This window comes from Leifsonia sp. NPDC058194 (assembly GCF_042883605.1).
Lineage (GTDB): Bacteria > Actinomycetota > Actinomycetes > Actinomycetales > Microbacteriaceae > Leifsonia.
The window spans coordinates 50,789-76,760 of the sequence record NZ_JBHVVL010000006.1; the positions used below are offsets into that span (position 1 = coordinate 50,789).

Consider the following 25,972-nt stretch of genomic DNA (forward strand, 5'->3'; position numbering starts at 1 on the left):
TCGTCATGACCACCCCCGTACCCTCCCGCGCGCAGGTGATCGCGCACACCAGCACCCTGCGACGCTTCCTCGACTCGCGGGCGTCGCGGCTGCTGCCGCAGCGGCTCCGCCTCGCGATCCGTGTCCTCATGGAGTACGTCCACGACCAGGAGGCCACGGTCTCCTTCCCCCACCTGAGGGAACGCCCACCGCTGGACACCCCTGTGTTTCTGCTGAAGGACGACTGGTTCCTGCGGACTCACCACAACGCTCGCATCGGCAGCATCGGCATCATCGCTGGTCACTCTGCGCTGAACCCGGACGACGACGGCGTCCTCGTCAACTGGGGCGACGGATCTCCGGTGCGCTGCAACCTCGACGAGCTGTCGGCCGTCTAGGGGACTCCCAGTTCAGAGCACGGCGACACAGTCGCCGCGGAAACCACTTCGAAGAAGAACTTCTCTGCAGACGAAAAGTCAGCAGGCGCGACAGGCAGACACCGGGGTCCGAGTCCCCGGCGCGCGCTACGGAGGCGAGAGGCATCACGCACCCGGCCAGTACATCGCTCGTGCGTCACGGATCGCGACCGAGACAGCACCACTGATCGAACACCGGGCCATTCGCAGGTTCGAATCCTGCCTGTTCTTCACCCGAATCCAGCCCTGATCGAAGGAGCACGCCGCCATGTTCGCCATCATCGCCAAGGACGTCACCGCTACGTTCTCCGCCACCAAGCTGACCGGTGCCATCGAGTGGATCCCGGCCACGCACGCGCTGACGATGCGCACTCCCTACGGTCTGAGCAAGCGCATCTCCACCAACTTCGGTCCGGAAGGACTGAACCCGCGCGATGACACCACCTTCATCAAGGACTGGAGCGAGCACGTCGGCCTGGCCGCGTCGCTCGAAGCCGCCGGCGTGGTCGAGATCGTCCGAGCCGTCAACGTGGGTCCGTACAAGGACCGTGCCTACGAGGTGCGTGTGCTGGTCCCATCCGGCGCACGTGAGCTCGCGGGGGTCGGCGCATGAGCCAGTCCATCAGCGAATGGCCGACGCGCACCACGAAGGACGGCCGCACCCTCACCCTTCGCGTGGGTGAGAACGGTCCCGGCGCGTACTACCCGGCGATGCCCGGGCCCGATGACACGGACGCTCTGGCCGAGGAGTACATCGCGCGGGTGGACGACGAGCGTTGACCCGCATCGACCGCAAGCAGATCGTCGCGCAGGAGAAGTGCGCGGCACGACGAGAGGAACTCTGACATGACCGATGTCCTGCGCATCATCGACTCCGAGGTCGTGCTGACGCTGCCCAGTGGCAGGGTCATCAGCGGCCAGCTCGAACACGCGACGACGAACAAGTCGCTGTTCCTCATCGACGTCGACCCCGAAGCGGTGTCGGCTCCCGTGCTGCTCACCGTGCCGAAGGCAGAGGCAGAAGACGCCACCACGGCGCTGGAGCCCGACCAGGTGCTGCTGCGCAACTGGACCGAGCTCCGTGGCGCCCCTGAGGCGCTAGCGGAGGCGGGTCTCGTCGAGCTCACCGGTGAGGAAGTACAGGTCGGCCTGTTCGGCCTCCAAGCACTCGTTGCCCGAGTGCTCTAACCGCATCCCGGCCCCAGGCCGGATCAGGAAAGAGCAGAGCCAGGTCTTCGCAAAGCGCAGACCGGAAGAGCACCTGAGAGCAAAGCCCTCGAGAAGGGGCGGTATCACCGACCTGCTACGCCGTCCTCCGCGTCGTGAGATCCGACTGCGTGAGCCGCCCCTTCAACCACCCAAGTACATCACCCGCAGCAGGCTCGCTGCGACCAAGCACCGACCCCAGGGCAGCACAGCTGCCTACGGGGAACCAGGTGACGGAGGACACCCTCCACACCCGAGAAATCAGACCACCCTTGATCAAGGAGAATCACATGACGAACCCGCTCAACAACGGAGTCCTCACCGGCCGCGTCGCGCAGGACATCCGCGAGTTCCCGAACGCCGACGGCAGCAAGGTGCTGCTCACCACGATCGCCGTCGAGGACAACTTCGTCTCCGGCGCCGACCGCAAGGCCAAGACCCAGTTCGTGCCCGTGCGCATCTTCCTCGCGAAGACCGTCAACGGCCGCGGCTCCTGGGACCGCGTCCACAAGGGCGACCTGATCTCCGTCGGCACCCGCATCGCGTGCGAGCCGTACGAGAAGGACGGCGAGACGGTGTACCCGGCTCCGACCATCGAGGTCGACGGCTTCCCGCAGTTCCTCGAGTCCAAGGCCACCGTGGAGGCCCGTGTCGCGCGCAACGCCGTCGCGGCCGCTCCCGCGCAGCCGGCCGAGGAGACCGCGGACGAGACGATCGCTCGCCTCCAGGCGCAGCTCGCCGCCGCCCAGGGCGTCGACGTCGACGCGACCAGCCCGTTCGCCACGGTCTAACCGACCCCGGCCTCGAACAAGACCAGCCGCGACGGCGCCCACCCGGTCACAGTGGGCGTCGCCGCGACTGCAAGACCAGCTCAGCCAAAGGCCCCTCGAACACCCTGAATCCCGTCCCGCGTTCCGCATTAGATCGGCGCCGGAGGAACAGGAACTCCACAGAGGATCACCGCCGTCATCGGCTGACCTGCAAGACAAGTGAATATCGCAACGAGATGCCCCACCTCGAGCCACGGCTCGCGGGTGGGGCTTTCTCTTTCGCATCCGCTGTCGATAGTGCCCGTCGAGGCGTGGATCACCCGAGCTACACGGCAGAGCCGTGTCGGAGAAGCCTTCGACACGACCATCCCACCGCGAGAGGCAGCAACATCATGAGCACGACCAAGATCCCCTTCAACGCCTTCGACATCTTCGCAATCGCCTACGGCCTGATCCTCTTCGCCGGGTGCCTGGCCGCAACCATCGTCTTCATCGCCATCGGCGGCGAGCTCGTCGGGTACGTCCCGACCGCGTTGGTCGTTGCCGCCCTCGGCGGCTACGTGCTCGGCGTGGTCGCCCGCGAACGCATCCTGATCACGCGAGCGCAGATCGTGACGCTGGTCTTCGGCATCATCCTTCTGACCGCGGGGATCGGCGGCGTGCTGAGCGCCCTGGTCCATCCGCGGGACGAAGTCGGCGTCGCCGTCCCGGCCGCCGGCGTGGCGGCCGTCGCGATCATCATCCTCGCGATCAAGGTCCTGGACATCGTCCGCGCCCAGGGCCCGAAGAACGACGTGCAGGCAAGCTGACACCACATCGCCGCTGAGGCCCCGCCGCGAGCTCGCGCTTGTCGGCGGGGCTCCTTCGTTCTCTGGCAGACGTCCACGGCCGGTGATCTCCCCGGGTGGAGCAACACGGCAGAGCCGTGTCGGAGACCTCTGCGACAACGACCATTGCTCCGAGACTTAGCGAGGACGCCATGACCACGAACAAGCTCTTCACCGGCGACGACATCACCGCGATCGTCTATGCGCTCTGCTGCATCCTTCTCGCCTTCGTGCTCGGCATTCTCACGCTTGTGCTGCCCAGCCTCGGGCTCGTCACGATCCCCCTTGCCATTGCGCTGACCGTCGTCGGCTTGATCACGCTCGGGTTCGTCGCATGGCTCGTCCTGCGCGATCTGCGACCCAAACGGCGAGCCACCCACCGCTGACCGATCCCCACGAAGCCCCGCCTCGAGTTCGCTCGCCGGCGGGGCTTCTTCGTTCCGCGAATAGCTGGTTCTCCTGCAACGCCCAACTCCCTGGGTGGAGCAACACGGCACAGCCGTGTCGGAAAAGCCCATGACAGAGCAAACCCCCTGTCCAAGCCGAACCGACACCGAGGAGTCCCGATGTTCCCGATGAACCCCACCACGTCGTGGCTGCTCATGATCGTCCTCGCGCTGATCATCGCCGCGCCGCTCACGGCCATGTACCTCCACCAGCGTCGTCTGGCAGAGCGCGCAGCTGCAGCCCAAGAGCGTCTCGCTCCTGTGATCGAGCTGCGGCCGCGGCCGGTGCCGACCAATCACAAGCTCGCGATCGTCCCCGAACTCCGGGACGTCGAGGAAGCCAGGAAGGTCGCGCGCATCCGCACGCTGCCACGCACCTCGAAGCCGTCGCAGTCGATCTACGACTGGCAGACCCAGGGGATCTGAGCGCGTACCAACGCTCCCTCCCCCGCAGCACCAACCCGATCCGCTGCCACCACTGCAACACCCACCGCAAAGCCACCTCACCAAGGAGAAGACCATGAACGCTCGCACGCTCATGCCCGCCATCACAGCGGATCCCGCCACCAGGACTGTCCGCAATCTGCTGCCGAAGACCGGCCGCTACCGGGTCGCGACGACCAGCCTCGCCGCCTACCTCGGCTACATGGTGGTCAAGGAGCAGTACAAGCACTACGCGAACGAGACCGTCCAGTACGCGATGGCGATGTTCGACGTCACGACCGTCTCCGGGAACCCGGCCACGCGCACCGCCGAGAGCATCGGCGACCAGGTCGCGGACGAGATCGACGAGATCGCCGGCGATGACGACGTCACGCTGGAGAGCGCCATCAAGACCGTGAACCACATCCTCATCCGGGTCTACGGCAACCGGCTGGAGATCAGCGGCTGGCTCCCCGGGTACCGGGTCCTCGAAGGCCGGAAGGTCATCGAGCTCAGCGGCGACACCTGCCCGAGCTGCACCGTCAACCCGACCGGATTCGAGGTCGGCAACCGCTACGGCGACCGGACCACCGGCGCCAGGCGTCGCATCGCCCGCTGCCTCAACAGCGAGGACTGCGGCTGGACGAGCGCCTGAACTCAGGCAGCCACCAGCACCACCGAGGGACCGCGAAGCACTCCGCTGCGCGGTCCCTCCCCCACCACTTCGTGCACCACCTCCCAAGGAGAAGAAGCCATGCAGACCTGCCCCAACGACGAGATCGAGATGATCCCCGCCGCTTCCGCCGGACGCGGAACCGCCATCTGCCCGAGCTGCGGCTACACCGAGTAAGGAGCGCCGAGACATGGCCAACACCGAGTTCCTCGAAGGCATCCGCTGCCCCGTCTGCTTCGAAGAAGACCGCTTCGTCATCCAGGTCACCGTCAACGCGCTCCTGTGCGACGACGGCTACGACTGGATGGCGTCCCAGCCCGACCCCGACCACTTCCCCGGCCGCGTCCTCACCGAGGACGAGGGCCTGGGTGACGAGGACCCCATCTCCTGCGCGAACCGCAACGGCTGTGGCCACTACGGCACCGTCGCGGAGTTCCGCATCGAGAACCAGGACAAGGAGCGTGAGACGACATGGCGCAGAGAGATGCAGCTGCAGTACATCTGACCGACGCCACGGCGCCCACCCTCGCGGTGGGCGACCGGGTGCTGATCAAGCGCAACCTCGACCACCCCGTGTGGAAGAAGCGCGTCGAAGGCGAGTACGGGACCAGCTACGTGCCAGACCCCGACGTCGTAGAGGAGATCGGCGTCGGCCGGATCATCGACACCTTCCGCCGGTCCGTGCACCAGGTCGCGCCCCAGGGCGGTCTGGCGACCACCTACAAGCTCGAAGTCCGGGCCGACAGCGGCTTCTGGTACGACGCCGAGACCGGTCTGCAGCTGAACTCCAGCGCGACCACCATCACCAAGCTCGATGAGCACGACGAGCACGACATGAAGGTCGCCCGACTCCGCGAGAAGCTCGCCGAGTCGAAGGCCTGAGCATCCACCAACAACGCCAGCCGGCGGCCCGAGGGGACTACTCCGCTCCTCGGTCCGCCGGCTTCTGCGTTTCGAGCATCATCCCTGAACCACGACCTGAGAGCGAGACTCCGATGATCCAGACCCAGACGCACCCGGAGCTGCTCCAGGTGCCCGCCAACGTCCCCGCCGTGAGCACCGTCCTGCCCGATGGCAGCGTCGTCCCGGCGATCGCCTACGACCACGGCCGCAGCGTTCTCGCTGAGGGCCACGTCGAGAAGGGCGAGTTCCTCCGCAACGCCGCGCGCGTCTTCGCCTCGCTCGGCATCGACTGCGAAGGCGACCTCGACCCCGAGTACGTCGTCCGGCGTCACGTGCTGATCCGTCAGCGCCGCAACGACGTCGCCATCCTCTGGCGCGTGCCGAGCACCGGCGACCAGGTGAGCGACCGGACCCCCGGCGCCGTGCTCGTGACGCTGGTCGAGATCTGAGCCGCGGAGCGACTGCGTTCGTGGCACAGCCCCGAACGGGTGAAGCGGTGACACAGTAGTTCAACCGATGCGTGACCGCGGGTGAGGGTGCGAGACCCCCCGATGAGTCCATTCGGCCCGGTCGGGACGTTGCCAAGGGCGCGTCCGATCCGAGAAGAGCACCAGGGTTCGGGTCCCTGGAGATGGAGTGCAAGGCTCCCGTGTCCCCCACTCTGCCCCACCGGCCCCGCAGTCCCTCATCGGGCTGCGGGGCTTTCAATTTACGACCCGAGGAGAAGACCATGAGCGACCAGCTCGACATCCACGAGCTCCGCAAGACCGCCACCGAGCGTCGCAGGCGGCTCGACGACATCGCGGCCGATGCTCTCACCGCTGCGTGCGATGAGATCGAGCGTCTTCGCGCTCAGCTCGCGCCGACGAACCGTCAGTTCCCGATCGCTCCTGAGACCATCGCGGCCAACGCCCCCATGAGCCGAGTGCCCACTGTGCTCATCGAGCGTGCCCGCTGGGCCATGCACAACGAGAACCTCGAGATGCTCGACGAGACGATCGAGGAGATCATCGAGGCGGCCGGCAGCCCACGCGAGGACGCCGAGGCCGACACGAACGCGCTGCGGGCGCGCCACCACCGGCTGATGCTCAACTTCCCCGACCAGGGCTTCGACTGGCGGACGCCCGTCACGGCGCTCGTCAACGAGATCCCAGCCATGGCGGACGAGATCGACCGGCTCCGGGCTGAGCTCGCGAAGAAGCCGCGAGCCATCACGACGGCCGCCGAGCTCGACGCACTCCCGGTGGGCGCCGTGATCCGTGGGCTCGGACCGTATGGTGGCCTCTGGCAGGTCACCGACGATGAAGAACTGAAGCGCTACGCCGGCGCGGGCGACGACGGCTTCCACATGGGCGAAACGCTGCTCAGGCAGGGTGGGCCGCTGGAGCTGCTCTGGAGTCCTGAGTGGTGATGTGCGACAGCAGCCGCGTCCGAACACGAACCCCTGCCGAGGCAGGGCCTGACCAAGGAGCAGAGCAATGACGTACTACCTGGTGCAGAGGCTCGGCCTCAACGAGCATCCCTTCGACCGGCAGCAGGGCTTCGACCGCGTGTTCTCCTGCGAGTACATGGGCTCCGCGGAGTTCGAGTTCGGCACCGTGCCGAAGGCCCTGAAGCGGCTGCGCGAGGCGCCCGTCGAGGCGCGCGCTCTCGAGGTGACGATCGACGGCGTGACCCGCGAGGTCCACTTCGTCGGGCAACCCGAGGCGCTCAGTCAGGCTCGCGACGACCTCGAAGCGTGGGCGGCCGGCGACCACAGGCGACCGCCGTTCTGGGGCAAGGAGCGCAGCGGCTTCGGCGAGGACTTCGCCGGCCGGAAGCCGAAGTACCAGACCACCGCAGCCTGGTGGGCTCTGGACGAGGACGTCGTCTGGGCGCTCTCCCCCGATGTCGCGACCAAACTGGTCACGGCGATCAACGCCTGACCGAAGAACCCCGCACCCCTCACCGGGTGCGGGGTTCTTCTTTTCGCCGCAGAAACACGAGGAGGCCCCAGCTCACCCGAAGAGCTGGGGCCTCAAGCCCATCCGACCACGACCCGAACGTGCTCGGAAGGATTTGCCACCGCCGGATAGGGGGTGGCGATTTCACGGAAGAGAAGCCCTAGCCGTCTTCCGCGAAGTCTTGTGTGGAGATCCGGCCGCCGCGTCTGGAGTCGCTTCCGACATCCACGCAGTGAACAGCCTCGTCTACCATCATGCTGGATGCGCATACGAATTGCACATCGAGAGCGCTCACACGGTCACCTGCGCCGGCTTCGGATCGATCGGAGATGCGATCGCGAAGAGGTTCTGCGTGAACAGGTTCTGGCTGTCCACGTGGCCGCCGCAGGTCGTGACGACGAGCTGACGCACACCTTTCGCGGACCAGTACTCCTGCGGGAAGGCGGTGTGATCCTCCACCCGCATCCGCGTCATCTGCCAGCTCTGCAGCTGACCGGCGGCGTCCTTCGTGTAGAGCATCGCCCCGGCGCGGATCTTGTACAGGTAGCGCAGCGCGCCCCAGCCGTTGTGGTTGCTCACGTGCGCCGCGATCAGCGTCGTGCCCTCGGAGCCGCCGAACATCGGAGCGCCGGCCTTGTACCAGACGCCGTGCTTCGGGTTCGAAGGGATGCGAATCTGGTCGAAGCCCGCGTACTTGCTGGCCACGAAGGTCGAGTCCGCCTCCACCGGCATGTAGATGCCGAGCGAGGGGATGAACAGCGTGCTCGGCGCCATCTTGGCCACCGTCATCGGGCCGCCGCCGTCCTGGGTGGCAACCGGAGTGGTCCCCGTGGGCCCGACCGCGACGCCGGTCGCCGGCTGCGAGTACTGGCTGGCGGGCAGCGGTGCGCTCACGTCCTGCTGAGGTGCGAACGCCTTCCAGACGAGCACACCGGCCGCGACGATCAGCGCGACCACGAGGAGGCTCAGCAGCACCGTCACGAGGCGGCTCGACTTCCGCTGGGCCACTGCCTCAACCGGCCGTGCACTCGTCGTCACACGGAGTTCGGAGGGGAAGACGTGCTCGGTGGGTGTCGGAGGCGTGAATCCGGTGGTGCTCGAACCGCGCGCCCAAGGAGGCGTGTCCGTCATCGCGTGCTCGTTTCTGTGGATCGGGTCGGATGGTCAGGCAGGGACGCCGAGGGCGCGGCCGCCGCGCTGTGATGCGACGGCGGCCACGCTTGGCGATCGCTCAGGCGGCGGCCGGAGCCTGCTTCTTCGCCTTCTGAGCGGCGACCTGGTCCTCGACCAGGGACGCGGCGATCAGCAGCCCCTCGCGGTTGAGGTGACGCGAGTAGCTCACGTCCAGGAACAGCACCGGCGTGCCCTCGGGGACGACCTCGAGCAGCTTCGGGTGCAGCGACGGACGCACCGACCCGCTGCCGCCGCCGAACACGTAGATGACCTCGGTGTCGCGGCCGACCTCCGCGAGGATCTTGCGGAACTCCTCCACGACCTGCTCGCTGAACAGCTCGGCCTGCTCGGCCACGATCGCCGCGACCTTCGCGTGCTCGGCGCGCTTGAGCGGGCTCGGCTCGGAGAGCAGGTAGTCGGCCAGCGCCTTGCGCGAGTTGAAGGGCAGGCCCGCGCGCTTCAGCGGCACCAGCGAGTTGTTCAGCACCGTGCCGTAGCCCTTGCCGAAGGTCCGCGACGCGTCGCCGTTGAACTTCGCGCCCGAGTACACCGGGAAGTTCACGGTGCCCTCGCCGATGTCGATGCCGACCGTGCTCGTGGCGTCGAAGATGTCCTGGCCGGTGATGCCCTCCAGCGCCTGACCGTGCTTGCGTACATCGACCAGCAGCTGCTCGGCCAGCGCGACTCCGTGCTGACGGATCGCGAACTGAGCCGACGCGCCCTCGGCCGCGACCTGCACGTCCACGAACGTGAGGCGGACGATGACCGGGGTCTCGAAGTTCAGCACCGTCACCAGGTGAGCGCCGTGCTTGAAGGACTCGGCGAAGGCGAAGCGGTGCTCGCGGAACTCGTCGATCGGCAGCGCCAGGGCCACGCGGACCTCGACATCCAGCTGCTCGGTCGGGAGCGCGCCGTGCTCGATCACGTAGTCGCGCAGCGCCTTGCCCGCGAACAGGCCCATCACGAGGACCTTGGTCAGCGACTGCTCGGCCTTGCTGATGCCCGAGACGACGTCGAACTCCTCGAAGCGCGGCGTCTGCGCCTTGAGCGCGCGGCGACCGAACAGGTGGCGGTGGGTGGAACCCACCAGCGGCGAGGCGAACGTCACGTCCAGCTCGTTGAAGATGTCGCCGCCGACGACCTCCACGGCCGCCGTGTCCGGCGTCGGCAGGTCCACCGCGCCGGTCACCAGCGCGACGCCCGAGGGGATGTCGAACTTGTCGGCCTTGCCGTTCTCACCGCGAAGCGCAGCCTTGACGTAGCCGTTGCCGACGTCGACGCCGCCGGTGATCTTGATCTTGTTGCCCATGGTCCTGGTCTCCTTGTTGGTCTCGAAGTCTGATGGGGGTGGCGGGGTCATCCGCCGATGATGGCGTCGAGCAGGTCAGCGCCCCCGGTGCTCGGCTGCGGTGCGCGCTCGACGGGCTGCAACTGCGGAATCGGCGCGGGATGCGCGGCAGGGGTCGCGGCGACCAGGTGGACCGGAGCCGCGGGAGTCTGGATCGGCTCGGCCTCGCTCTCGGCGGCCTCGGCGGCATCCGGGCCCGATCCCGGGGGACGGCCGCGGCGCGGAAGCTGAGCCACCGGCGCGAACGCGACATCGACGTATCCGTTGCGCTCGATCTCGTTGCGGATCAGCATCCGCACGGAGAGGCCCACGTCGTTCTGCTTCTCCCACCAGGTGAGCACCGACTCGTCGGCCTTCGGGATGGAGATGCGCTTGCGCTCCGAGGTCTCCTCGGCCTGGCTTCTGGCTGCCATCACGCCCCCCTTTCTACATGTCTACTGGTTTACGGTTCACAATGCGTTTTTCTCGCATAAACGAGCATAAACGACACCACCGACACCAGCAAGCCACTGTGGCCGTGTCGTGGTCACTTTCCGGCCGCAGCGCACCCCAGTAGAGGGCACAACCGGTCCAGAACCCACCCGCGAAGGGCTTTCGGCCGGCTTCTGGAGCCGTTGTGGCCACGGAGTGGGTAGGAGGTGACCAGGGTCTGGTCAGGACTGGTGGCGAAGGCGGCGGGTGCCGCCTCGGGGTTATCCGGAGAATCCGCAGAGCAGAGAGCTGGGCCGCTATGACCTCCACCTCCGGCATCCCCGTGCCCATCCGAGTCGTGAACAAGCGCAAGGAGACCTACGACGTCTACATCGGCCGCGGCTCGATCTGGGGGAACCCCTTCGTGATAGGCCGGGATGGCGATCGCGCGGAGGTGATCCGCAAGTACGAGGCGTACCTCGCTTCACGACCCGAGCTCATCGCCCGGCTGCCAGAGCTGCGCGGGAAGCGCATCGGCTGCTTCTGCGCGCCCCAGGCGTGCCACGGCGACGTCCTGAAGTGCTGGGCGGAGCGATAGACCCACTACCCGAAACGAAGGAGACCATCATGACGCACCCGTACACCTCGAGCCCGACACCGGAGGCCGCCGCCGCGCCCATCACCCGCTTCCGCGACGAGCACCGCTTCCTCTCGAACTTCTGGTTCGTGCCCGGCGGCGTGACCGTTGCCGGCCTCACCGGTCGCACGACCGAGCACGTCTTCCAAGCGCTGAAGTCCGGAACGCCGGCTGAGCAGGCTCAGATCCTCGCAGCGCCGACCCCCGGAGAGGCCAAGATCCTCGGCGGCCCGGCGCACCGCGGCGGCATCATCACCGAGCTGCGCCCCGACTGGGACGCGATCAAGCTGGGCGTGATGGCGCGGCTGCAGGCGGCGAAGTACGCCGTGCCCGAGCTGGCGCAGCTGCTGCTGGCGACCGGCGACGCCGAGCTCGTCGAGGGTAACCACTGGTGCGACACCTTCTGGGGGACGTGCACTTGCCGCAGCGGGCACGACGGCGAGGGTCAGAACTGGCTCGGCCGCATCCTCATGATCCAGAGGAGCGTGCTGCGCGCGTGACCGCGACCTTGGAAGATGCCGTCAAACCGGATGCGCACACCTTTTCGCACTTACACTCGACTGTGCGGTTAGCGTACAATTCGAGAGAAGGAGGCGCCATGTCGATCGCAGCAGCACCCGCACCGGAAGAAGTAGAGGCCCTGCGCTACCTCAAGGACGCCGCCCGGGAACAGGGTCGCGACGCCGAACTGGTCGTCGTCCTGATCCGTGAGTCCGCGGACGCTCTGAAGGAGACCCAGCCGCGCGGCAGCGCCCTGACCGACGAGCAGGTCGCCTTCCTCATCAGCTCGGGCACCTTCACACCGGAGCGCCTCGCCGAGGTCGAGGCCAGCGTCGCACGCGGTGACCTCGCCGAGCTCGAGCGCCGGACCCGCCTGGAGGCGGTCACCGGATCGCTCAGCGCGACGGAGGCCGCACAGCGGCTGGGCATCGACTCGTCTCGCATCCGCCACCGGCTGAGCAAGGGCAGCCTGCTCGGCTTCATGATCGCGGGCAAGCGACGCCTTCCCGCGTGGCAGTTCACCGACGACTCGAAGCAGCCCGTGCTGCCCGGCCTGTCGCAGGTGATCCTCGCGCTGCCCCACGACATGCACCCGGCGAGCGTCCAGAACTTCATGACGACGCCGCAGGAGGACCTCCTGATCGACGATCGTGAGGTCACGCCGGTGGAGTGGCTGCGCCTGGGCGGAGACCCGCAAGAGGTCGTCGACATCCTCGACTCCTTCTTGCAGTCGTGAAGGTCCCGGCCACTCCCCCGGACGCGTTCAGGACCGAGCAACGGCACCTCCGTAGCTACAGCGGGCTGCTCTGGCGCGTCTATCGCACCGAGCCGCCTCACGCTCTCGCCTGGAACGAGCTGCGCCACTACGGGCCGATCCGCAAGATGCGCTTCGACCCGCACCCGCCGCCGGCGGACTACTACACCGATATCGGGGTGATGTACGCCGCGACGGATGCGCTGACGGCCCTCGGTGAGGTCTACCAGCAGCGACGAGAGATCACCCGCTCCCAGGGTGGGCCGGCTCTCGTCGCCTGGCAGCCCTCGCGCGAGCTCGTGCTGCTGGACCTGACGACGAACTGGCCCGTGCTCAACGGCGCCGCGGCCTCGATCATGATGGGTCCGAAGCGCCACACCCAGGCGTGGGCACGCGCGATCTATGAGAGGCTCGGCGACCAGGTCGACGGGCTCTGGTCGCAGTCGGCGATCACCAATCAGCCGTCGCTGACGCTGTTCAGCCGGACAGAGGTCGTCCCGGCCTTCGAGAACCGGCCGAGCTTCCACGCGCCGCTCTGGGATGTGACGGCTGATCCGATCGTCAAGTACGCCGCCGAGGAGCTCAAGTACAAGGTGCTCTGACAGGTGCTCTCTAGTCGAACTGCTCGACCAGGGCGGGGGTGCTTACGGGCCACCCGGCAGGTTCGTGACCGTGACGACCAGCGTGGACCATCCAGCATCGGTCACGGCCACGGGCACATCGACGGTTTTTTGCGACGAGGGGATCGTTACTTCCCCAGCGGCCGCCAGCACCTGCTCGTCCGGCTCGAAGGTGTAGGAGCCAATCTGGCAGCTAGTTGTGATCGAAGTGGTGGTGTAAAACTCAAGATCTACTGACACGTCTGTCTCGCCGGAATTATCTGGCCGCGGTATGGAGAATATCTGTCCGCTCACGTTCACGGTCCCCGGGATGTTCTGGCAATCTCGTCCGCCGAAAATGACGGTTACCTGTTGATTGGAAGGGGCGTAGGCCCCCTGGAAGAGTTTCCAGTGTTGAGCGCCGCTCTCGGGGATGGTGAGGGTCTGCCCGTCCGAGGGCGACGTCAATGCACCGCCCATACTGACTGTCACGGAGTCTGAAGGCGGTGTCCAGTCGATCATCGGAACTGTTAGGTGGGCGGTCAGCATGGCGCCATATCGATTCATACCTGCGATTACGACCTTGGCAACGATGTCCGACCAGACCACCGGATTCTCAAGCCCAAAGGCGAGTTCCAGAAGGTTGCTCGACCACTGCGCCAGATGATCCCACGCGGACTTCATCGAGTCGGGATTCGGAGACGCCTCCACATGCGCCGAAACAGCCATTTGAGTCGCGCCAGCACCGACTGCTTCGTCCTGGTGTTTGCCGGCAAGAACAACCGTCGTCGTGCCCTGAGCCGAGGTGATCGTGCTCGCCGTCGGCTGACCGCTACCAAAGACCGCGGGGCCGTCATCGATTTTCCAGTTCACTGTCGTATTCGCCCACGGGCCCGCGTCGGGCACTGCTGCGTCGAGGGTTTTGATCGCCGCTATCACGCGCAGGCAGTTGGCCCACTGCAATGGCGACCTATTGATGGAGAAGGTGGCTGTGAGGTTGGCTCGCTCTTGGTCCTGGTCGGTTCGTTTCGTTCGCGTGATGGGCGTGTGGTCCGCGTCGATCTTCTTGCTCAACAAGGCAGCCGTCAGGACGAAGTTGGTCAGCGTCGCGGCAAGACCTGCGACGCCCGATGCCCACACGAGCAGCTTGCCTGCGGCCCCTTTGGTTCCGATGTCCACCGCCTTTGTGGCCCAGTCCCAGAACTTCCCTGTGGCGGCTGACGTTGCTGTGTAAATCCAGTCCGGTATTGGGAGTCCGCCACACGGGCCCGCGGGATTGTCCATCTTCAGGATGGAGGCGGATTTTACGTCAATGCCGTAGTGGAGTGGCATTGACGATGAGACCTTCGAAAGGTCCGCCTTCGGGTTGGACTTCAACCAACTGGCCGTTGTTGCCGCGTCGCCCATTGTGCGGCTCTCCAGCAGAGTCGCCTGAAGTGCAGTGAGTTGATAGTCACCCTGCGAGCCAAGCGCCTCGGTGATGCTCGGTGATTGAGGACCGCCCTCCTCCACGAAGTCTCGCCAAGCGAGCTCGGAAGGCGTGGATGCGCTCTGCAACGCAGAAAGCATGTAGGTGCGCCACGCCGACCCTGTGTCGCCGGTGCCGGCAACCGGCATGGTGAAAGCGCCAGCGAGAGCGTCCAAGGGCAGTGGATTGTCCTCAGCGGCAACGGATGCGAGTATCACGGCCTGGCCGGCTTGAATCCACATGCCGTGAGACTCAAGCTTGGCCCCCAAGATGACACGGTTGTGCAGCATGGGGTCCACGGTGGCGATTCCCGACTGGCTCATCACGGTCAGCAACGCCGCCTCGCGCTGAGTGAGATCGGCGCTGCTCAGGGTGTTCAAGAGGTCGCTCCCATAGCCGGGATCGGCCAGCGCCTTTATCTCGTCCGGCGACCACGCTGTGGGTGCTGGCATGGACGGCAGCGCGGAGCTGTCCGGAACGGTTCCGGCCGGTATCGGCACCTTGCCGTAGTCGAGCTTCGGAGTGCATGCCGCCAATGCAGTGAGACAGGCGACCAGGCATACCGCGAGTGCGATTTGTCTCCGTGCGCGACGCGCCATTGTGCACCCCCTGCTCGAAGTGGTCCTACGATGCGCGACATGCGGCATTATCGTCGCCGCTCACGCTCGTGGCTAGACCGACTTGTGCACTGCTCAACTATGCTCATATACGAGCGAATTCTACGAAAGAGAGACCCGCCCATGACGAACACCACCCCCGAGCCGGCCAAGAAGCCGACACCCGACGAGGCGACCAAGGTCCTGAACTTCGTGGACGGTGTGCTCGGCTCCGCCGGCCACAGCGTCGACGACCCCGAGGCGCGCGAGCTCCTGCGCAAGCAGGCGGCCGGCGAGCTCACCGGGGACGAGGCCCGCGCGCTGTTCCGCAAGCAGCAGGGTCTCGACTGAGATGATCGAGCGCCCCGTCGACAAGCCGCCGAAGCGCAAGCTCCCTGCCCCGCTCTACGGGATCGGCAAGAAGATCCGCACCCGCGGAATGAATGCCGAGCAGATCGCCTGGGAGGACTACCTGATCCCCGGGATGGCTTCCGACGTCCTCCGCAACAAGGTCGGCCTCAAGAGCGAGCCCTACGGCTGCACCGACCAAGACGTCCTCACCCAGCGCGAGGAGGTATTCTCGGCGTTCCGGATGGTCGAGCTGAAGCAGAACCCGATCCCGGGCGACTTCGGTCTCGAGCACATGAAGGCGATCCACAAGCACCTGTTCCAGGACGTCTACGAGTGGGCCGGCGAGACGCGCAATGTCGACCTGTGGAAGAACGGCTACGACTACGCGCCGCACCAGGGCATCGAGATGCTCTGGAACGAGCAGCACAAGGCGCTGCAGGAAGACGGGATGCTCACTGGCATCGAGGACCCCGCCGATTTCGCCGACGCGCTCGCCTACCACTGGGGCATGGTGAACGTCGCCCACGCCTTCCGCGAGGGCAACACCCGCGCGCAGACGATCTTCTTCCACCAACTCGCCCACGAGGCCGCCTGGGAGCTCGACGTGGCCAAGCTCAGCCCGACCCACCCGGAGTCGATCCGCGACGAGTTCGTCGAGGCGCGCTTCCACCACCAGGGCAACGGCTTCGACCACGCGCCGCTTGCCGCGGTGCTCGCCAAGGCGATCACGCGTCGAGAGCCGGAGCTGGAGCGCGCGATCGAGGCCAGCAAGGCGCACGAGCCGCATCAGTCGAGGCTGCACTCCATGCAGCGCGCGATGGAGCTGGGCGCTCAGAAGCTGGTCGTCGAGGAGGACCGCACCGTAGACCCTCCTCGGGATCCTCGTCGACCGGCCTCCCGGCCGGGGTCCATGCGTGCCGATCTCTACCGGCGGTTTCCCGAGCTCACGCCTGAGCAGGCCGATTCGGTCAGGTCCCCGCGGCACCGAGCGGAGCCCGACCTGGGAGCCGGGCTCTGACAGCACCGTTCGCGCCTGAAGAGACCCCCGTGGCCGTCGCTACGGGGGTCTCTTCTTGTCACGATCAGGATTCGTTCTCGTCGCCGTCATCTTTGACCTGAATATCGAGGTCCCACTCGGCGAGGCCTTGCACCATCGCGATCAGGTTGTATCGAGGATCATCCCGATCGCGGCGGCGGACAGCCTCCGCAGAATCCGCGTACCCGGCCTCATCCAAGGCCTCCGCGAGCTTCGCCACTACCAAGTCGAACCCCGCTTCGTCCCGCAAGATCCGGCGCCGCTGAACCTGTGCGCTGCGATGTTCCGTGCGCGTCGATCGCGCAAGGATTTCGTTGACTTTCGCGTCGATTTCGCGAGCCTCGGCAAGGGCTTTAGCCGCCTCCGCGACGCTCTTGACGGCGTAGGCGAGGGCTTTGATTCCACCGGCGAGGCCGAGTGCAACAGAAATCACCATGAAGAAGTCGCTGCCGTATTGAGCACGAAGCAACCCGGGCTTCTTGGTCGTTTCCGCCATCACTCCCACGCGCGCGGCCGGCGCCACCTCCGGTAGGAGTGTCGACATCACGCACATTTCTTCGAGGCGACCGACGATGGACCTGTACTCACCGAGCCCCAAGTCGTCAGGTAGTTTGCGGCGGACGATCACAGTAGCTTCGCCATGCAGGATCTCGGTCGCTGTGTCCATAGCGCAGAGCGTACCGTCCGACCGGTTCCGCACTCTCTGAGACACGAAACCCCCGCAGCCACGTGGCTGCGGGGGTTTCGCTTTTACTCGAGGGGCCGGGGCTTGGCCGCTACGAGGTCCTGGCGCGGCGCGTGCGCCGGCGGAGGATGTACGCAACGACGCTGGCCGCCATCAGCAGCAGCGAGGCGCTGCCGAACAGGCTGGACTTCTCGTCGCTGCGGGTGATCGGCGTACCGGTCACCGCACCGGCGCCGGGCAGCTCCGCGTTCCACGGGTCGCTGCCCTTCAGCGGCAGACCGGAGTAGAGCGCGGTCGCCGTCACCGTAGCGACGTCGGTGTGCTTCGAGCCCGGCTTCATCCCGGTCAGGGTGCCCACAAGCAGCACACCCTTGCCGACGGCGAGGTCGGTGAGCTGGGCGACGGGCCGCGGCGTGTACTTCGTGCCGCCGATCGTCACCGTGCCGTCGGCCGCGACTGAGTACGCCTGGCCGGAGCCGAGGGTGATCGCGCCGCCGGCGGCCGGGTCCAGCCACTGGATGCCGGTGACCGTGCCGGTCGTGCCGTCCTGCGTCGCGTCGGTGAAGGCCACCTTGCTCAGCGGTTCGTCGCCGGTGTTCGTGATGTTGAAGGCCACCTTGACGCCGTTCTTCGCGTCAGAGTCGCTGAGCACGTACGGCGCGTTCGGGTCGTTGCGGTTCCCGGCGTCCGGGCCCTCGGAGAGCGTGTACTTCACGATCCCGATGCCCGGGGTCGAGGTGACCTTGGCGAACCAGACGTCTTCGGACTTGACGGGCGCCTGCGTGAACACGGACTGGGCGGTCACCACGGCGGTGTCCGCGTGCGACATCCCTGCTGCAAGACCGCGCACCGTGCCCTGGCAGTCGACCGTCTGCCCCAAGGCGAGCTCGGTGATGGTGGAGGGCTGTACCCAGACCGTGCCGTTGTTGCCGGGAGTCTGAGCCAGGTTGCTCTTCACCAACGAGGGGGTGACCGAAGCGGGCTGCGCGCAGACGAGGCCCTCCAGGTCGCCGTACTGGCCGTCCTGGGTGAAGTCCAGCAGCTTGACGCCCGTGAGCGGGGTGTCGCCGGTGTTGCTGAAGCGGATGCCGATCTGCACACCCTTCTGCATCACCGTCCCGGCGGCGCCGTCCGGTGAACCGGCGGGAAGCGGGGCCGAGGCGAGCTCGTCCTGCGTGACCGCGTACGCGGTCTTGGCGTCACGGTGCACCCCGGTCGTGGTGCCTTCGGCGAGCGTGTACTTCTGCACCGCCAGCGCCGGGTACTCCTTCGTCATCGTCCAGACCACATTGGACTCGCGGGCGACGCCGTTGTAGCTCTCCTGCACCGTGTTGGTGATCTTGTCGGCGGGCGCGATCCGCTCCATCTGCGTGTAGACCGCGAACGCGTTCGAGAGGTCGCCGCGGCCGCCGATCAGGTCGAGGTAGGCCTGCGTCGGAGTCGCCGTGAGCGTGTAGCTCGTCTCGTCGAAGCTGACGTTGAACAGGGCCGCCGTCGCCGCCCCGCCACCGGTGGAGTCCTGGATCAGCGACCCCTTGGCGAACTCGAGCGTCGAGCCGTTATAAATGTCGGTGTTCGCGTAGACCGCCCACACGCCGGTGTACTGGTCGTGCGCCTTGTCGAAGGCGTCGGTCAGCGACCACTGCGAGGCGGCGTACGCGCGGTTCGCCGGGATCTCGGAGCTGTTCAGCCGGTAGTTGAACGTCGTCCAGAGGTGCACCTCGGTCTGGTTGACCGAGTGCTCACCGGAGGTGTCGGAGACGACGACGTCCTTGGACGGGTCGATCGCCGCCAGCGGGTTGGAGACCGTGCGCGTCAGCTTGTACGTGTTCTGGATGTTCTGCCGCGCGGTGTTCTGGATGACGTGACCGGCGACCTCCTGGGTCACCACAGTCGGCATCGTGACCCAGTACTGCTGCCCGAGCAGCGTCTGGTCGATGATCGGGTCCTCCAGCGGACGGATCGGCGCCTGGTCGAACGCCGCGAGGTCGCTCGGCTGCGGGTTGCCCGGGATCGTCGGGCCGCCGTAGACGTCGGGGGTGTCCACCGTCTTGGCGAAGACGTACACCGTGCCGTTGGTCACCTGGACGTTGAACTTCGCGGTCACATCGTTCCCGGTGGCCTTCTCGGTCACCTTGATCGCGGACGGGTCCAGCGACAGGTAGGCCGAGTCGTAGGTGTCGACCATGCCCAGCTTGTGCACGTTGTACGCCAGCTGCGCCCGGGCGGGGTTCGCGTCGAGGGTGAGCCGGTAGAGGATGATGTCGCCCTTCACCACGGTCTTGCCGTTGATGTCGGTCTGCGCCGAGCTCAGCGACTCTTTGTCCGGGTTCTGCGTCGGGATCTGCACAGTCGGCACCGAGGTGCCCGTGCTCGCCCCGTTGATGATCTGGAACGCCTGGTTCTTGATCGAGCTGCCCTCGGGCGCGTTGGCGTTCACCGTCCCGGTGAAGCGCATCGTCAGCCAGCCCTGCGTCAGCCACTCGCTGTCGCCGCCGTTCGGGCTCACGTTCGCCGCGATCCAGGCCGGGGTGAAGGTCATCGTCGCGGTGTGGCTCGTCGGATCGAGGACGATCGTGTACGCGCTACGCGGGACCGGCTGCGGGTTCGTGCCCCGGGAGTCCCAGAACTCGATGGAGGTCTTGTCCGGGGTGAAGTACGGGTCGTAGACATCGAGCACAGCCAGGGTCTTCACGCCGTAGGCGGTGTTCGTCGGGACGCGGAGGTCTACGCCGATCGAGTACTCGAGCTTCTGCCCCGGCCACACCGAGGTGCCGTTGATGTCGGCGTGCGTCTTGTCGCCGGACTCGTCCGCCGAGCCGAGGACATGCTTGTTCGGGTTCGGCGTCCATGTGTAGACCGGCGGCGTGTTGGTGGCGACGGTCTGGTTGTTCCAGACCTCGCTCCCGGCGTTCGTGAGCTGCACGACGTTGCCACCGGTGCTGAAGTCCTTGCGGAAGGAGCCCGTGACGACGAGCTTGATGTGCAGGTCGCCGCTCAGGCCCTTCGTGGTCGCCAGGAACGACGGCTGCGCCGTCGCGGTGGTGACAGTGCCGTTCACCTTGATCGTGAACTGGTCGGTGACGCTGACGTAGCTGCCCGAGCCCGGAGCGGTCTCGGCGTAGACCTTCACCTGCGACGGGTCGGTGAAGTCGACGTACGGTGCCGCCTGGGTCCAGTCGTCGACGACCTGGTAGTTCGTCATCGCCTGGCCGAGCTTCCCCGGGATCCGGCCGTTGACGACCGCCGAGACGGCGTCGCCCATCAGGAACACCTTGTTGTCCGCGCCCTGCTGGTTCGTCTGGCCGGGGTCTGCCGCCGTGAGGCCGCCGTTCGGGTCGAGGACCCACACCTTGTCCGGCGCCGGGGTGACCTTCACGACCTGCTTCGAGTTGCCCGCGATGCAGCCCGTCTGCGCCGCGGTGTAGCAGACCTGCGAGGTATCCGGGACCGTGTAGTCGCTCGGCGTCGGCAGCACGTAGGTGGGAACCACGAGTGTGTACACGCGGGCGTGGAAGGCGGCCGGGATGCCGGTCACCGTCCCGGAGACCTTGACGGTACCGGCCGTGCTGCGGTCGATCGCGATGCTCGCCCCAGCGACCTTGTTGCCGCTCGGGTCGAGGACGTACGCCGCGGTCGCGTCGTCGGCGGTCGCCGAGCCGATGAAGACCTTGTCGGTGCCGATCGTGTCCGTGATCGTCATCGAGCTGGTGTAGCCGTTCGTGTTCGCGGCGATCTGCGCGTTGTAGAACATCCCCGAGGTCAGCGTCGCGTCGCTCGCAAGCGGCGTCCCCGGCGTTCCCGTGGTGATGACCTTCGTCGGCGCGGCCGGGCTCGCGCTCCAGCTCTCCCGCGGGTCGCTCTGACCGGCGACGGAGACCGCCGCGTTCATGCGGCCCTGCTTGGGAACGGAGACGTCGAACCAGAAGTTCCCCGCCGGCCACGCCGTCCAGCCGAAATCGGCCGGAGTGAACAGCGGGGTCGCCGTCGTGCCGTTGTTCGCCATCGTGAAGTTCTTGCTGGCCGACTTCGGGTTGCCCTCCACGCCGCCCCAGGTCAGCGTCGCGGTCGCCGCGAGGTTCTCGTTGATGCCCGTGGATGGGGACGCGTGCACCGCGTCGCTGACCGGAGTCGAGGCGCCCGCGGTGGAGAACGTCGAGGACTTGTCGGTGCTGATCGAGAGGTTGTAGTTGGCCGCCTCGGTGTCGTTCAGCGCCACGCACACGATGCGCGGAGTCGCAGGCACGGAGGCCTGGAAAGTGTCGTGGACCTGCTGCAGCAGAGCCGCGCTGTAGCCGGGCAGGTTCGGCTGCCAGTAGTTCGTGCTCGTCTTGTTCTCGTAGTCGGCCTGCATGTCGGCCTGGACTCCACCCCAGCCCATGTAGGCCTGGCCGCCACTCCAGTTCACGGCGGTGCCGACCTGGATGACGCGAGCCTGCGTTGCTGCGCCGCCACCGCGTGCGATGGCGTCGTTGATCGCCTGACCGCACGCGCTGTTGATGCCGGTGCGGTCGCCGCCGACCTGGTCGCCCCATTTGGCCGACTGCTCCATCGCCGAGGCGAAGTAGTCGATGGAGGCCTGCCCCCACCCCTGCTGCGGGTTGCCGTTGGCGTCCGGCTGATCACCGGTGAACACCCAGTACTGCGTCGGGCCGCCGTCGCTTCCCCCGCCGCCGCCACCGCCGACTCCACCACCGCCGACGCCACTGGCCTGCGCTGCGGTGGCTCCGGTGATGACGAGTCCTGTGACCAGCGCGCTGGCCAGGAGGGCTCGCACGCCGCGACGAAGCGCGGCTCGATTCGACGCATAACGACTCGGGTTCGTCATCTGGTCTGCCTCTCTTCTTGAAACGAGTCCGAGCATCGACGGGGCTGCCGCTGCTCGGACTCGTCCCACTAGCCTACCCGATGCCTGCGTCAAATTCGCTCGTTAATGAGGAGAAATGACGTTTACGAGGGTCTTTTGTCACCCCCGTTCGCGGGGGCCGGGACCGCCGATTGATTCCGCTCCTGCACAGCCGAGAAGACGGCAGAGCCGCCTTCGGGGGACGACCTCGAAGGCGGGATCTCCCCGCACCAGTCGAAGGAGTCCGCCATGAACGACAAGACCCTCACCAGCGCGCCCGCGCCCAAGCGCATCATGAAGCCGGGCATCTACCGCGGCGGCTCCCCCGCCGACTTCGGTCTGTGGCGGCTCAACCAGTACGGCGTCTGGCTGTTCTGCGTGCCCGTCGCAGGTGAGACCTGGAGGCGCGCCGACGACCAGGACCCCGGCGACGACCTCATCCTGCTCGTCGACGAGACCCGCATCTGATCCAGGAAGGAACCCGGATGAAGGCCATCATCAGCGGCAAAGACATCGGCACCACGATCAGCTTCCGTTCCCTCGGCTCGTACGAAGCCAAACACCCGTGGCCCGAAGAGACGGTCGTATCCGCCGGCCGCGGCGTGGTGTTCTCCCGCAATCCGGAGAAGCCGAACTACACGACGCTCTTCATGGAGGTCTATCCGCCCGGAGCTGCGTTCATCCGAGGCGAAGGTGAGACCCCCGAAGCGTGCGAGGAATCCTGCTGGCAGCAGTACCAGCGCGCGATCCACTGTGTGGACGGCCGAACGAGTCACGAGTGGGAGCCTCGTGGCTACATGAACGGCGCGGGCTTCTGCAAGCACTGCAACACCTTCGGCACCCGGATCTTCACCGGTGAGCAGCTCGGGCAGTTCTGCCATGACTGCGGCGTCGGTACGACCCACAATTGGGAGACTGGCCCCGACGGCAGCAGCGTCTTCTTGTGCGCAGCGCACACTGCGCCCATGACCGCGTTGTCTCCCGAAGAGCTCCTCGCACAGCTCACGGGCAAGCAGGACCCGGCGCGAGGTGTGTGTGAAGATGAAGCAGCCCAGGAAGGAGCACGCCATGAAGATCATGATCAGTGAGCCCGGCGAGTTCGAGAGCCTCGTCGACAAGCGCGTCCGCTTCCATGTGTCCATGTTTGCGTCGTCGGATGGCGAGCCGTACTTCACGGAGACCCACTTCGGCGACGTCGCGTCGGTCAACCATCGAGTCGATTCCAGATCGCCGCACCCTGAAACCAAGATCTGGATGCACGGTCGCGCGGAGCCGATCCAGATCCGGAATGACCGGTTCGTCACGGTCGAGTACGAGCTGATCGACGCGAACCCAGCCAGGTCGTAGCCGACCGCCTCCCATCAGACCCCTGTCGCCCTCACCGGCGGCGGGGGTCTCTTCTTTCCCCGGATCTGTCAGAAGTGGAGCCGGCGGAGCCGCCTCCGGGAACGACCTCGACGCAGGGGACTCCTCCTCTGCACGAGACCCGGCGCTGCGGCGCAACGTGAAGAAGAAGGGCCCACCATGCTCTCCACGATCTACCCCCGCGTCCCGCTCAAGGAGATGGACGGCGCCATGCTCGCCTACGAGCTCTCCCGCGAGATCGACCGCGTCGTCGCAGACCCGATGGACCGCGACATGATCACGAGCGCCGCCATGCTCGCGACCCACCTGCACCGCCACCAGACCCGCCGCGTGCGCCACGGCCTCCCGCGGACGCCGTACATCGAGCACCCGCTGCGCAACGCGCTGCGGCTGATCCGCTGGGGCGTCACCGGGGCCAGCCCGGTCCGCATCGCCCAGGCGCTGCTGCACGACGTCGTCGAGGACCGCGCCGTCGAGATCGTCGAGGTCTACCTCCACGAGAACCGCCGCAAGCACGTCGAGGTCACCGACCCACGCAGCGTCCACTTCGCCGCGCTCGACTGGCTCGGCGAGAGCTACGGCCACCGCCTCTCCCTGGCGGTGGACCTGGTCAGCAACCGGCCGGGCGACACCCGCGACGACTACCAGTACCACGTCGAGCGCCTCGCCCAGCTCGTCCTCGACGGCGACGGCCACCCCGCGCTCGACGCGCTCCTGGTCAAGGCCTCGGACCTGGTCGACAACGCCGGCTCGCTGCGCCACCAGCTGGCCGCCGGCGACGACCCGATCGCCATCGAACGCCTGGCGAAGAAGTACCACCCGGTGCTCCGCCCGGTCATCGGCGCGCTGCGCGCCGTCGTCGACACCGAGTTCGGCATCGAGAACGCCATCGAGGCACTGGAGAAGGTCGAGCGCTCGCTCGAGGACATCCTCTCCGGCGCCAACCTCTGAACCCACCCACCCGAACGGAGATCCCTTGGACACCGAGACGCCCACCAAGAAGCTCGCCGTCGGCGACACCATCAGCACCGCCGCCGAGTACGCCTCGCTCCCCGTGGGAAGCATCGTGCGCGGCTGGGCCGTCGCCGAGCGCTGCAAGGGCGTCGACGAGTACTGGCGATGGATCGACTCCGCCGTCGAGGAGATCGACGGTGACGCAGGAGCTGCGGCCCAGCTCGGCGAAGTGACGATCCTCTGGATCGAGCCCGAGCCCGAGCCGGAGCCGCGGTGGCTGAGCCGCGACCCGCAGCACGTCCGCGAAGACTTCCGCGAAGGACTCGAGGCTGCGTTGATCGCCGTGCACGGCGACGCGGTCACCAACGATCAATGGGTGATGGCGGCGATGATCATCGGACTCGTCGAAGGATTCAACGACATCGAGACGGTCTTCGTCGCAACGCTCAGCGAGTTCGGCGTCGCTGTGTGGAGCGCGCTGCTGCTGAACAGCATCGAGGCAAAGAACACGCTCATGAACCAAGCCACGGTCATGAGCCACCCCAGGGACCTCGCGCGACGGGGCCTCACGGTCGCCGACCTCGGCTGGCCGAACGAGGTGCTGCACCCGCGGTACCAGACCCGGTAGCGCCCCGCCGGCGCCGAACCCGCCGCCACCCTGTCGTACCGGGTCCTCTCCGGCGCCCAGCTCTGAACCCACCATCGACTCAGAAGGAGTCCGCATGACCGACCTGATACCGCTCACCGACGCCGCCGGCTTCGAGCAGCTCCTCACCGGCGACCCGACCACGATCGTCGTCAAGATCACCTACCGCGGTCGCAACGGCGGAGGTGACGAAGTCGAGGTCGAGACCCACATCGGTACGGTCACCGCGGTCGAACACACCGAGGAGCTGCCGACCGATCGACGACCGCAGAAGCGGACGCGCATCAAGATCTGGCTGCGCGAGCGCCCGGACCCGATCGTGATCACGACCAGCGTCGACCCGAATCCCATCGCGATCGATGTCGAGGTCGGCTTCCGCGCACACGAGGCCCGATGGAGCCAGCAGCCGTTCTAGTCCAGAGCACGAGACCCCCGCCGCCTTCGGGCCGCGGGGGTCTCGCTTTCTGAGTCAGCTCAGCCGAGCGAGGTGAGATGGACCGTCGAGCCGTCCGACTCGCAGGTGAAGTGATTCCGGATCATGGCGCCGAAGCTGTTCTGCGAATCGACGTCGCCGGTGACGGTGTACTGGCCATCGGTGCCCGTCGCCGTCTCGTTCGAGAAGCTCGCCGTGCTCGGCGACTTGAGGTTGTTCTTCACGACGTTCTCGCACGCCACCTGCGACTCAGCCTGCTTGTCCTCGTCGGTGGGGTTCGCGTTGCGGAACGACCCGTACACGTTGAGCGCGATCACGATGGCGACGACGACCCCGGCAGCGATGAGGAAGAAGCCGAAGCAGCCCATCGGCTTCCTCGCCGGCTTCGGCGTCGCGTTCCACCCGGGAGGTGCCGCGGGCAGCTGAGTGCCCTCCGGGTAGATCGGGTCGCCAGGCTTCGCCTGCGACTTGACTCGCGAGCCCGACCACCGCTCACCGTTCCAGTAGATCTGCAGGTTGGTGTTGGACGGATGGGTGAACCACCCTGGGTGTGCGCTCACGGCCGGATTCCCCCTGATTTCGT

33 protein-coding genes are annotated in these 25,972 nt (G+C 66.8%); 26 read left to right on the forward strand and 7 right to left on the reverse strand.

Features of this window, described 5'->3' with window-relative positions; all coding sequences use genetic code 11:
- Window positions 1-5: 5 nt before the first annotated feature.
- The 14 genes from ACFVU2_RS19145 (at window position 6) to ACFVU2_RS19210 (ending at window position 7,568) form a co-directional block, all read left to right on the forward strand.
- Window positions 6-377, forward strand: coding sequence for a hypothetical protein (locus ACFVU2_RS19145; protein WP_387877763.1), 372 nt, complete (start codon window positions 6-8; stop codon window positions 375-377).
- Between the two features lie 286 nt (window positions 378-663).
- Complete coding sequence (locus ACFVU2_RS19150) at window positions 664-1,008, forward strand: hypothetical protein (protein ID WP_387877766.1); 345 nt, start codon at window positions 664-666, stop codon at window positions 1,006-1,008.
- Window positions 1,005-1,175, forward strand: a complete 171-nt coding sequence (locus tag ACFVU2_RS19155; protein WP_387877769.1) for a hypothetical protein — start codon at window positions 1,005-1,007, stop codon at window positions 1,173-1,175. The genes ACFVU2_RS19150 and ACFVU2_RS19155 overlap by 4 nt, the downstream gene beginning before the upstream one ends.
- 66 nt (window positions 1,176-1,241) lie before the next feature.
- Window positions 1,242-1,583, forward strand: a complete 342-nt coding sequence (locus ACFVU2_RS19160; protein WP_387877772.1) for a hypothetical protein — start codon at window positions 1,242-1,244, stop codon at window positions 1,581-1,583.
- A gap of 308 nt (window positions 1,584-1,891) precedes the next feature.
- On the forward strand, window positions 1,892-2,392 hold the full coding sequence (locus ACFVU2_RS19165; RefSeq protein ID WP_387877775.1) for a single-stranded DNA-binding protein: 501 nt from the start codon (window positions 1,892-1,894) through the stop codon (window positions 2,390-2,392).
- A gap of 371 nt (window positions 2,393-2,763) precedes the next feature.
- The gene (locus ACFVU2_RS19170; protein WP_387877777.1) at window positions 2,764-3,180 is read left to right on the forward strand and encodes a hypothetical protein; all 417 of its coding nucleotides are present in this window, start codon (window positions 2,764-2,766) and stop codon (window positions 3,178-3,180) included.
- 170 nt (window positions 3,181-3,350) lie between these two features.
- Window positions 3,351-3,584, forward strand: a complete 234-nt coding sequence (locus ACFVU2_RS19175; RefSeq protein WP_387877780.1) for a hypothetical protein — start codon at window positions 3,351-3,353, stop codon at window positions 3,582-3,584.
- A 180-nt stretch (window positions 3,585-3,764) separates the two neighbouring features.
- A complete protein-coding gene (locus ACFVU2_RS19180; RefSeq protein ID WP_387877782.1) occupies window positions 3,765-4,070 on the forward strand; it encodes a hypothetical protein in 306 nt (101 codons plus the stop codon).
- 94 nt (window positions 4,071-4,164) lie between these two features.
- On the forward strand, window positions 4,165-4,722 hold the full coding sequence (locus ACFVU2_RS19185) for a hypothetical protein (protein ID WP_387877785.1): 558 nt from the start codon (window positions 4,165-4,167) through the stop codon (window positions 4,720-4,722).
- A 208-nt stretch (window positions 4,723-4,930) separates the two neighbouring features.
- Complete coding sequence (locus tag ACFVU2_RS19190) at window positions 4,931-5,245, forward strand: hypothetical protein (RefSeq protein WP_387877788.1); 315 nt, start codon at window positions 4,931-4,933, stop codon at window positions 5,243-5,245.
- Window positions 5,212-5,622 (forward strand): hypothetical protein, encoded by a 411-nt coding sequence (locus tag ACFVU2_RS19195; RefSeq protein ID WP_387877791.1) that lies wholly within the window; start codon window positions 5,212-5,214, stop codon window positions 5,620-5,622. Before ACFVU2_RS19190 ends, ACFVU2_RS19195 begins: the two co-directional genes overlap by 34 nt.
- A 113-nt stretch (window positions 5,623-5,735) precedes the next feature.
- Entirely contained in the window at window positions 5,736-6,092 is a 357-nt protein-coding gene (locus ACFVU2_RS19200) for a hypothetical protein (RefSeq protein WP_387877793.1), read from the forward strand.
- A gap of 281 nt (window positions 6,093-6,373) precedes the next feature.
- Window positions 6,374-7,054, forward strand: coding sequence for a hypothetical protein (locus ACFVU2_RS19205; RefSeq protein ID WP_387877796.1), 681 nt, complete (start codon window positions 6,374-6,376; stop codon window positions 7,052-7,054).
- A gap of 67 nt (window positions 7,055-7,121) precedes the next feature.
- On the forward strand, window positions 7,122-7,568 hold the full coding sequence (locus ACFVU2_RS19210; RefSeq protein ID WP_387877798.1) for a hypothetical protein: 447 nt from the start codon (window positions 7,122-7,124) through the stop codon (window positions 7,566-7,568).
- A gap of 309 nt (window positions 7,569-7,877) precedes the next feature.
- Here the strand turns inward: ACFVU2_RS19210 and ACFVU2_RS19215 are convergent, their stop codons facing one another.
- From ACFVU2_RS19215 to ACFVU2_RS19225, 3 genes are all read right to left on the reverse strand, one after another.
- Window positions 7,878-8,717 (reverse strand): class F sortase, encoded by an 840-nt coding sequence (locus ACFVU2_RS19215; RefSeq protein ID WP_387877801.1) that lies wholly within the window; start codon window positions 8,715-8,717, stop codon window positions 7,878-7,880.
- Window positions 8,718-8,817: 100 nt separating this feature from the next.
- Window positions 8,818-10,119: a hypothetical protein gene (locus tag ACFVU2_RS19220; protein WP_387877804.1), complete on the reverse strand. Its 1,302-nt coding sequence runs from the start codon at window positions 10,117-10,119 to the stop codon at window positions 8,818-8,820.
- Complete coding sequence (locus ACFVU2_RS19225; RefSeq protein WP_387877807.1) at window positions 10,116-10,520, reverse strand: hypothetical protein; 405 nt, start codon at window positions 10,518-10,520, stop codon at window positions 10,116-10,118. Before ACFVU2_RS19225 ends, ACFVU2_RS19220 begins: the two co-directional genes overlap by 4 nt.
- Before the next feature lie 317 nt (window positions 10,521-10,837).
- Between ACFVU2_RS19225 and ACFVU2_RS19230 the strand changes: the two genes are divergently transcribed.
- The 4 genes from ACFVU2_RS19230 (at window position 10,838) to ACFVU2_RS19245 (ending at window position 13,012) form a co-directional block, all read left to right on the forward strand.
- On the forward strand, window positions 10,838-11,116 hold the full coding sequence (locus ACFVU2_RS19230; RefSeq protein WP_387877809.1) for a DUF4326 domain-containing protein: 279 nt from the start codon (window positions 10,838-10,840) through the stop codon (window positions 11,114-11,116).
- Window positions 11,117-11,145: 29 nt separating this feature from the next.
- Window positions 11,146-11,655: an NADAR family protein gene (locus ACFVU2_RS19235; protein WP_387877812.1), complete on the forward strand. Its 510-nt coding sequence runs from the start codon at window positions 11,146-11,148 to the stop codon at window positions 11,653-11,655.
- 98 nt (window positions 11,656-11,753) lie between these two features.
- Complete coding sequence (locus ACFVU2_RS19240; protein WP_387877815.1) at window positions 11,754-12,392, forward strand: hypothetical protein; 639 nt, start codon at window positions 11,754-11,756, stop codon at window positions 12,390-12,392.
- Window positions 12,389-13,012, forward strand: coding sequence for an RES family NAD+ phosphorylase (locus ACFVU2_RS19245; protein ID WP_387877817.1), 624 nt, complete (start codon window positions 12,389-12,391; stop codon window positions 13,010-13,012). Before ACFVU2_RS19240 ends, ACFVU2_RS19245 begins: the two co-directional genes overlap by 4 nt.
- A gap of 42 nt (window positions 13,013-13,054) precedes the next feature.
- Here ACFVU2_RS19245 and ACFVU2_RS19250 read toward each other — a convergent pair whose 3' ends face one another.
- A complete protein-coding gene (locus ACFVU2_RS19250; protein ID WP_387877820.1) occupies window positions 13,055-15,076 on the reverse strand; it encodes a hypothetical protein in 2,022 nt (673 codons plus the stop codon).
- Between the two features lie 141 nt (window positions 15,077-15,217).
- On the opposite strand from ACFVU2_RS19250, the gene ACFVU2_RS19255 reads away from it, so the two are divergent.
- Window positions 15,218-15,424 carry an antitoxin VbhA family protein gene (locus ACFVU2_RS19255; RefSeq protein ID WP_387877823.1) on the forward strand — a complete coding sequence of 69 codons (207 nt, stop codon included), beginning with the start codon at window positions 15,218-15,220 and terminating at the stop codon, window positions 15,422-15,424.
- Window position 15,425: 1 nt separating this feature from the next.
- Entirely contained in the window at window positions 15,426-16,442 is a 1,017-nt protein-coding gene (locus ACFVU2_RS19260) for a Fic/DOC family protein (RefSeq protein WP_387877825.1), read from the forward strand.
- A 64-nt stretch (window positions 16,443-16,506) separates the two neighbouring features.
- Here the strand turns inward: ACFVU2_RS19260 and ACFVU2_RS19265 are convergent, their stop codons facing one another.
- Together ACFVU2_RS19265 and ACFVU2_RS19270 are read right to left on the reverse strand one after the other, a co-directional pair.
- Entirely contained in the window at window positions 16,507-17,127 is a 621-nt protein-coding gene (locus ACFVU2_RS19265; protein WP_387877828.1) for a hypothetical protein, read from the reverse strand.
- Between the two features lie 109 nt (window positions 17,128-17,236).
- Entirely contained in the window at window positions 17,237-21,922 is a 4,686-nt protein-coding gene (locus ACFVU2_RS19270) for an LPXTG cell wall anchor domain-containing protein (protein ID WP_387877831.1), read from the reverse strand.
- A 318-nt stretch (window positions 21,923-22,240) separates the two neighbouring features.
- On the opposite strand from ACFVU2_RS19270, the gene ACFVU2_RS19275 reads away from it, so the two are divergent.
- The 6 genes from ACFVU2_RS19275 (at window position 22,241) to ACFVU2_RS19300 (ending at window position 25,371) form a co-directional block, all read left to right on the forward strand.
- Window positions 22,241-22,459, forward strand: a complete 219-nt coding sequence (locus ACFVU2_RS19275; protein WP_387877833.1) for a hypothetical protein — start codon at window positions 22,241-22,243, stop codon at window positions 22,457-22,459.
- A 17-nt stretch (window positions 22,460-22,476) separates the two neighbouring features.
- Complete coding sequence (locus tag ACFVU2_RS19280; RefSeq protein WP_387877835.1) at window positions 22,477-23,079, forward strand: hypothetical protein; 603 nt, start codon at window positions 22,477-22,479, stop codon at window positions 23,077-23,079.
- Complete coding sequence (locus tag ACFVU2_RS19285; RefSeq protein WP_387877838.1) at window positions 23,060-23,338, forward strand: hypothetical protein; 279 nt, start codon at window positions 23,060-23,062, stop codon at window positions 23,336-23,338. The genes ACFVU2_RS19280 and ACFVU2_RS19285 overlap by 20 nt, the downstream gene beginning before the upstream one ends.
- Before the next feature lie 177 nt (window positions 23,339-23,515).
- Window positions 23,516-24,307: a hypothetical protein gene (locus ACFVU2_RS19290; protein WP_387877841.1), complete on the forward strand. Its 792-nt coding sequence runs from the start codon at window positions 23,516-23,518 to the stop codon at window positions 24,305-24,307.
- 25 nt (window positions 24,308-24,332) lie between these two features.
- Window positions 24,333-24,938: a hypothetical protein gene (locus tag ACFVU2_RS19295; protein WP_387877844.1), complete on the forward strand. Its 606-nt coding sequence runs from the start codon at window positions 24,333-24,335 to the stop codon at window positions 24,936-24,938.
- 94 nt (window positions 24,939-25,032) lie between these two features.
- Window positions 25,033-25,371 carry a hypothetical protein gene (locus tag ACFVU2_RS19300; RefSeq protein WP_387877846.1) on the forward strand — a complete coding sequence of 113 codons (339 nt, stop codon included), beginning with the start codon at window positions 25,033-25,035 and terminating at the stop codon, window positions 25,369-25,371.
- A gap of 59 nt (window positions 25,372-25,430) precedes the next feature.
- Here the strand turns inward: ACFVU2_RS19300 and ACFVU2_RS19305 are convergent, their stop codons facing one another.
- Entirely contained in the window at window positions 25,431-25,949 is a 519-nt protein-coding gene (locus tag ACFVU2_RS19305; protein WP_387877849.1) for a hypothetical protein, read from the reverse strand.
- Window positions 25,950-25,972 lie beyond the last annotated feature (23 nt).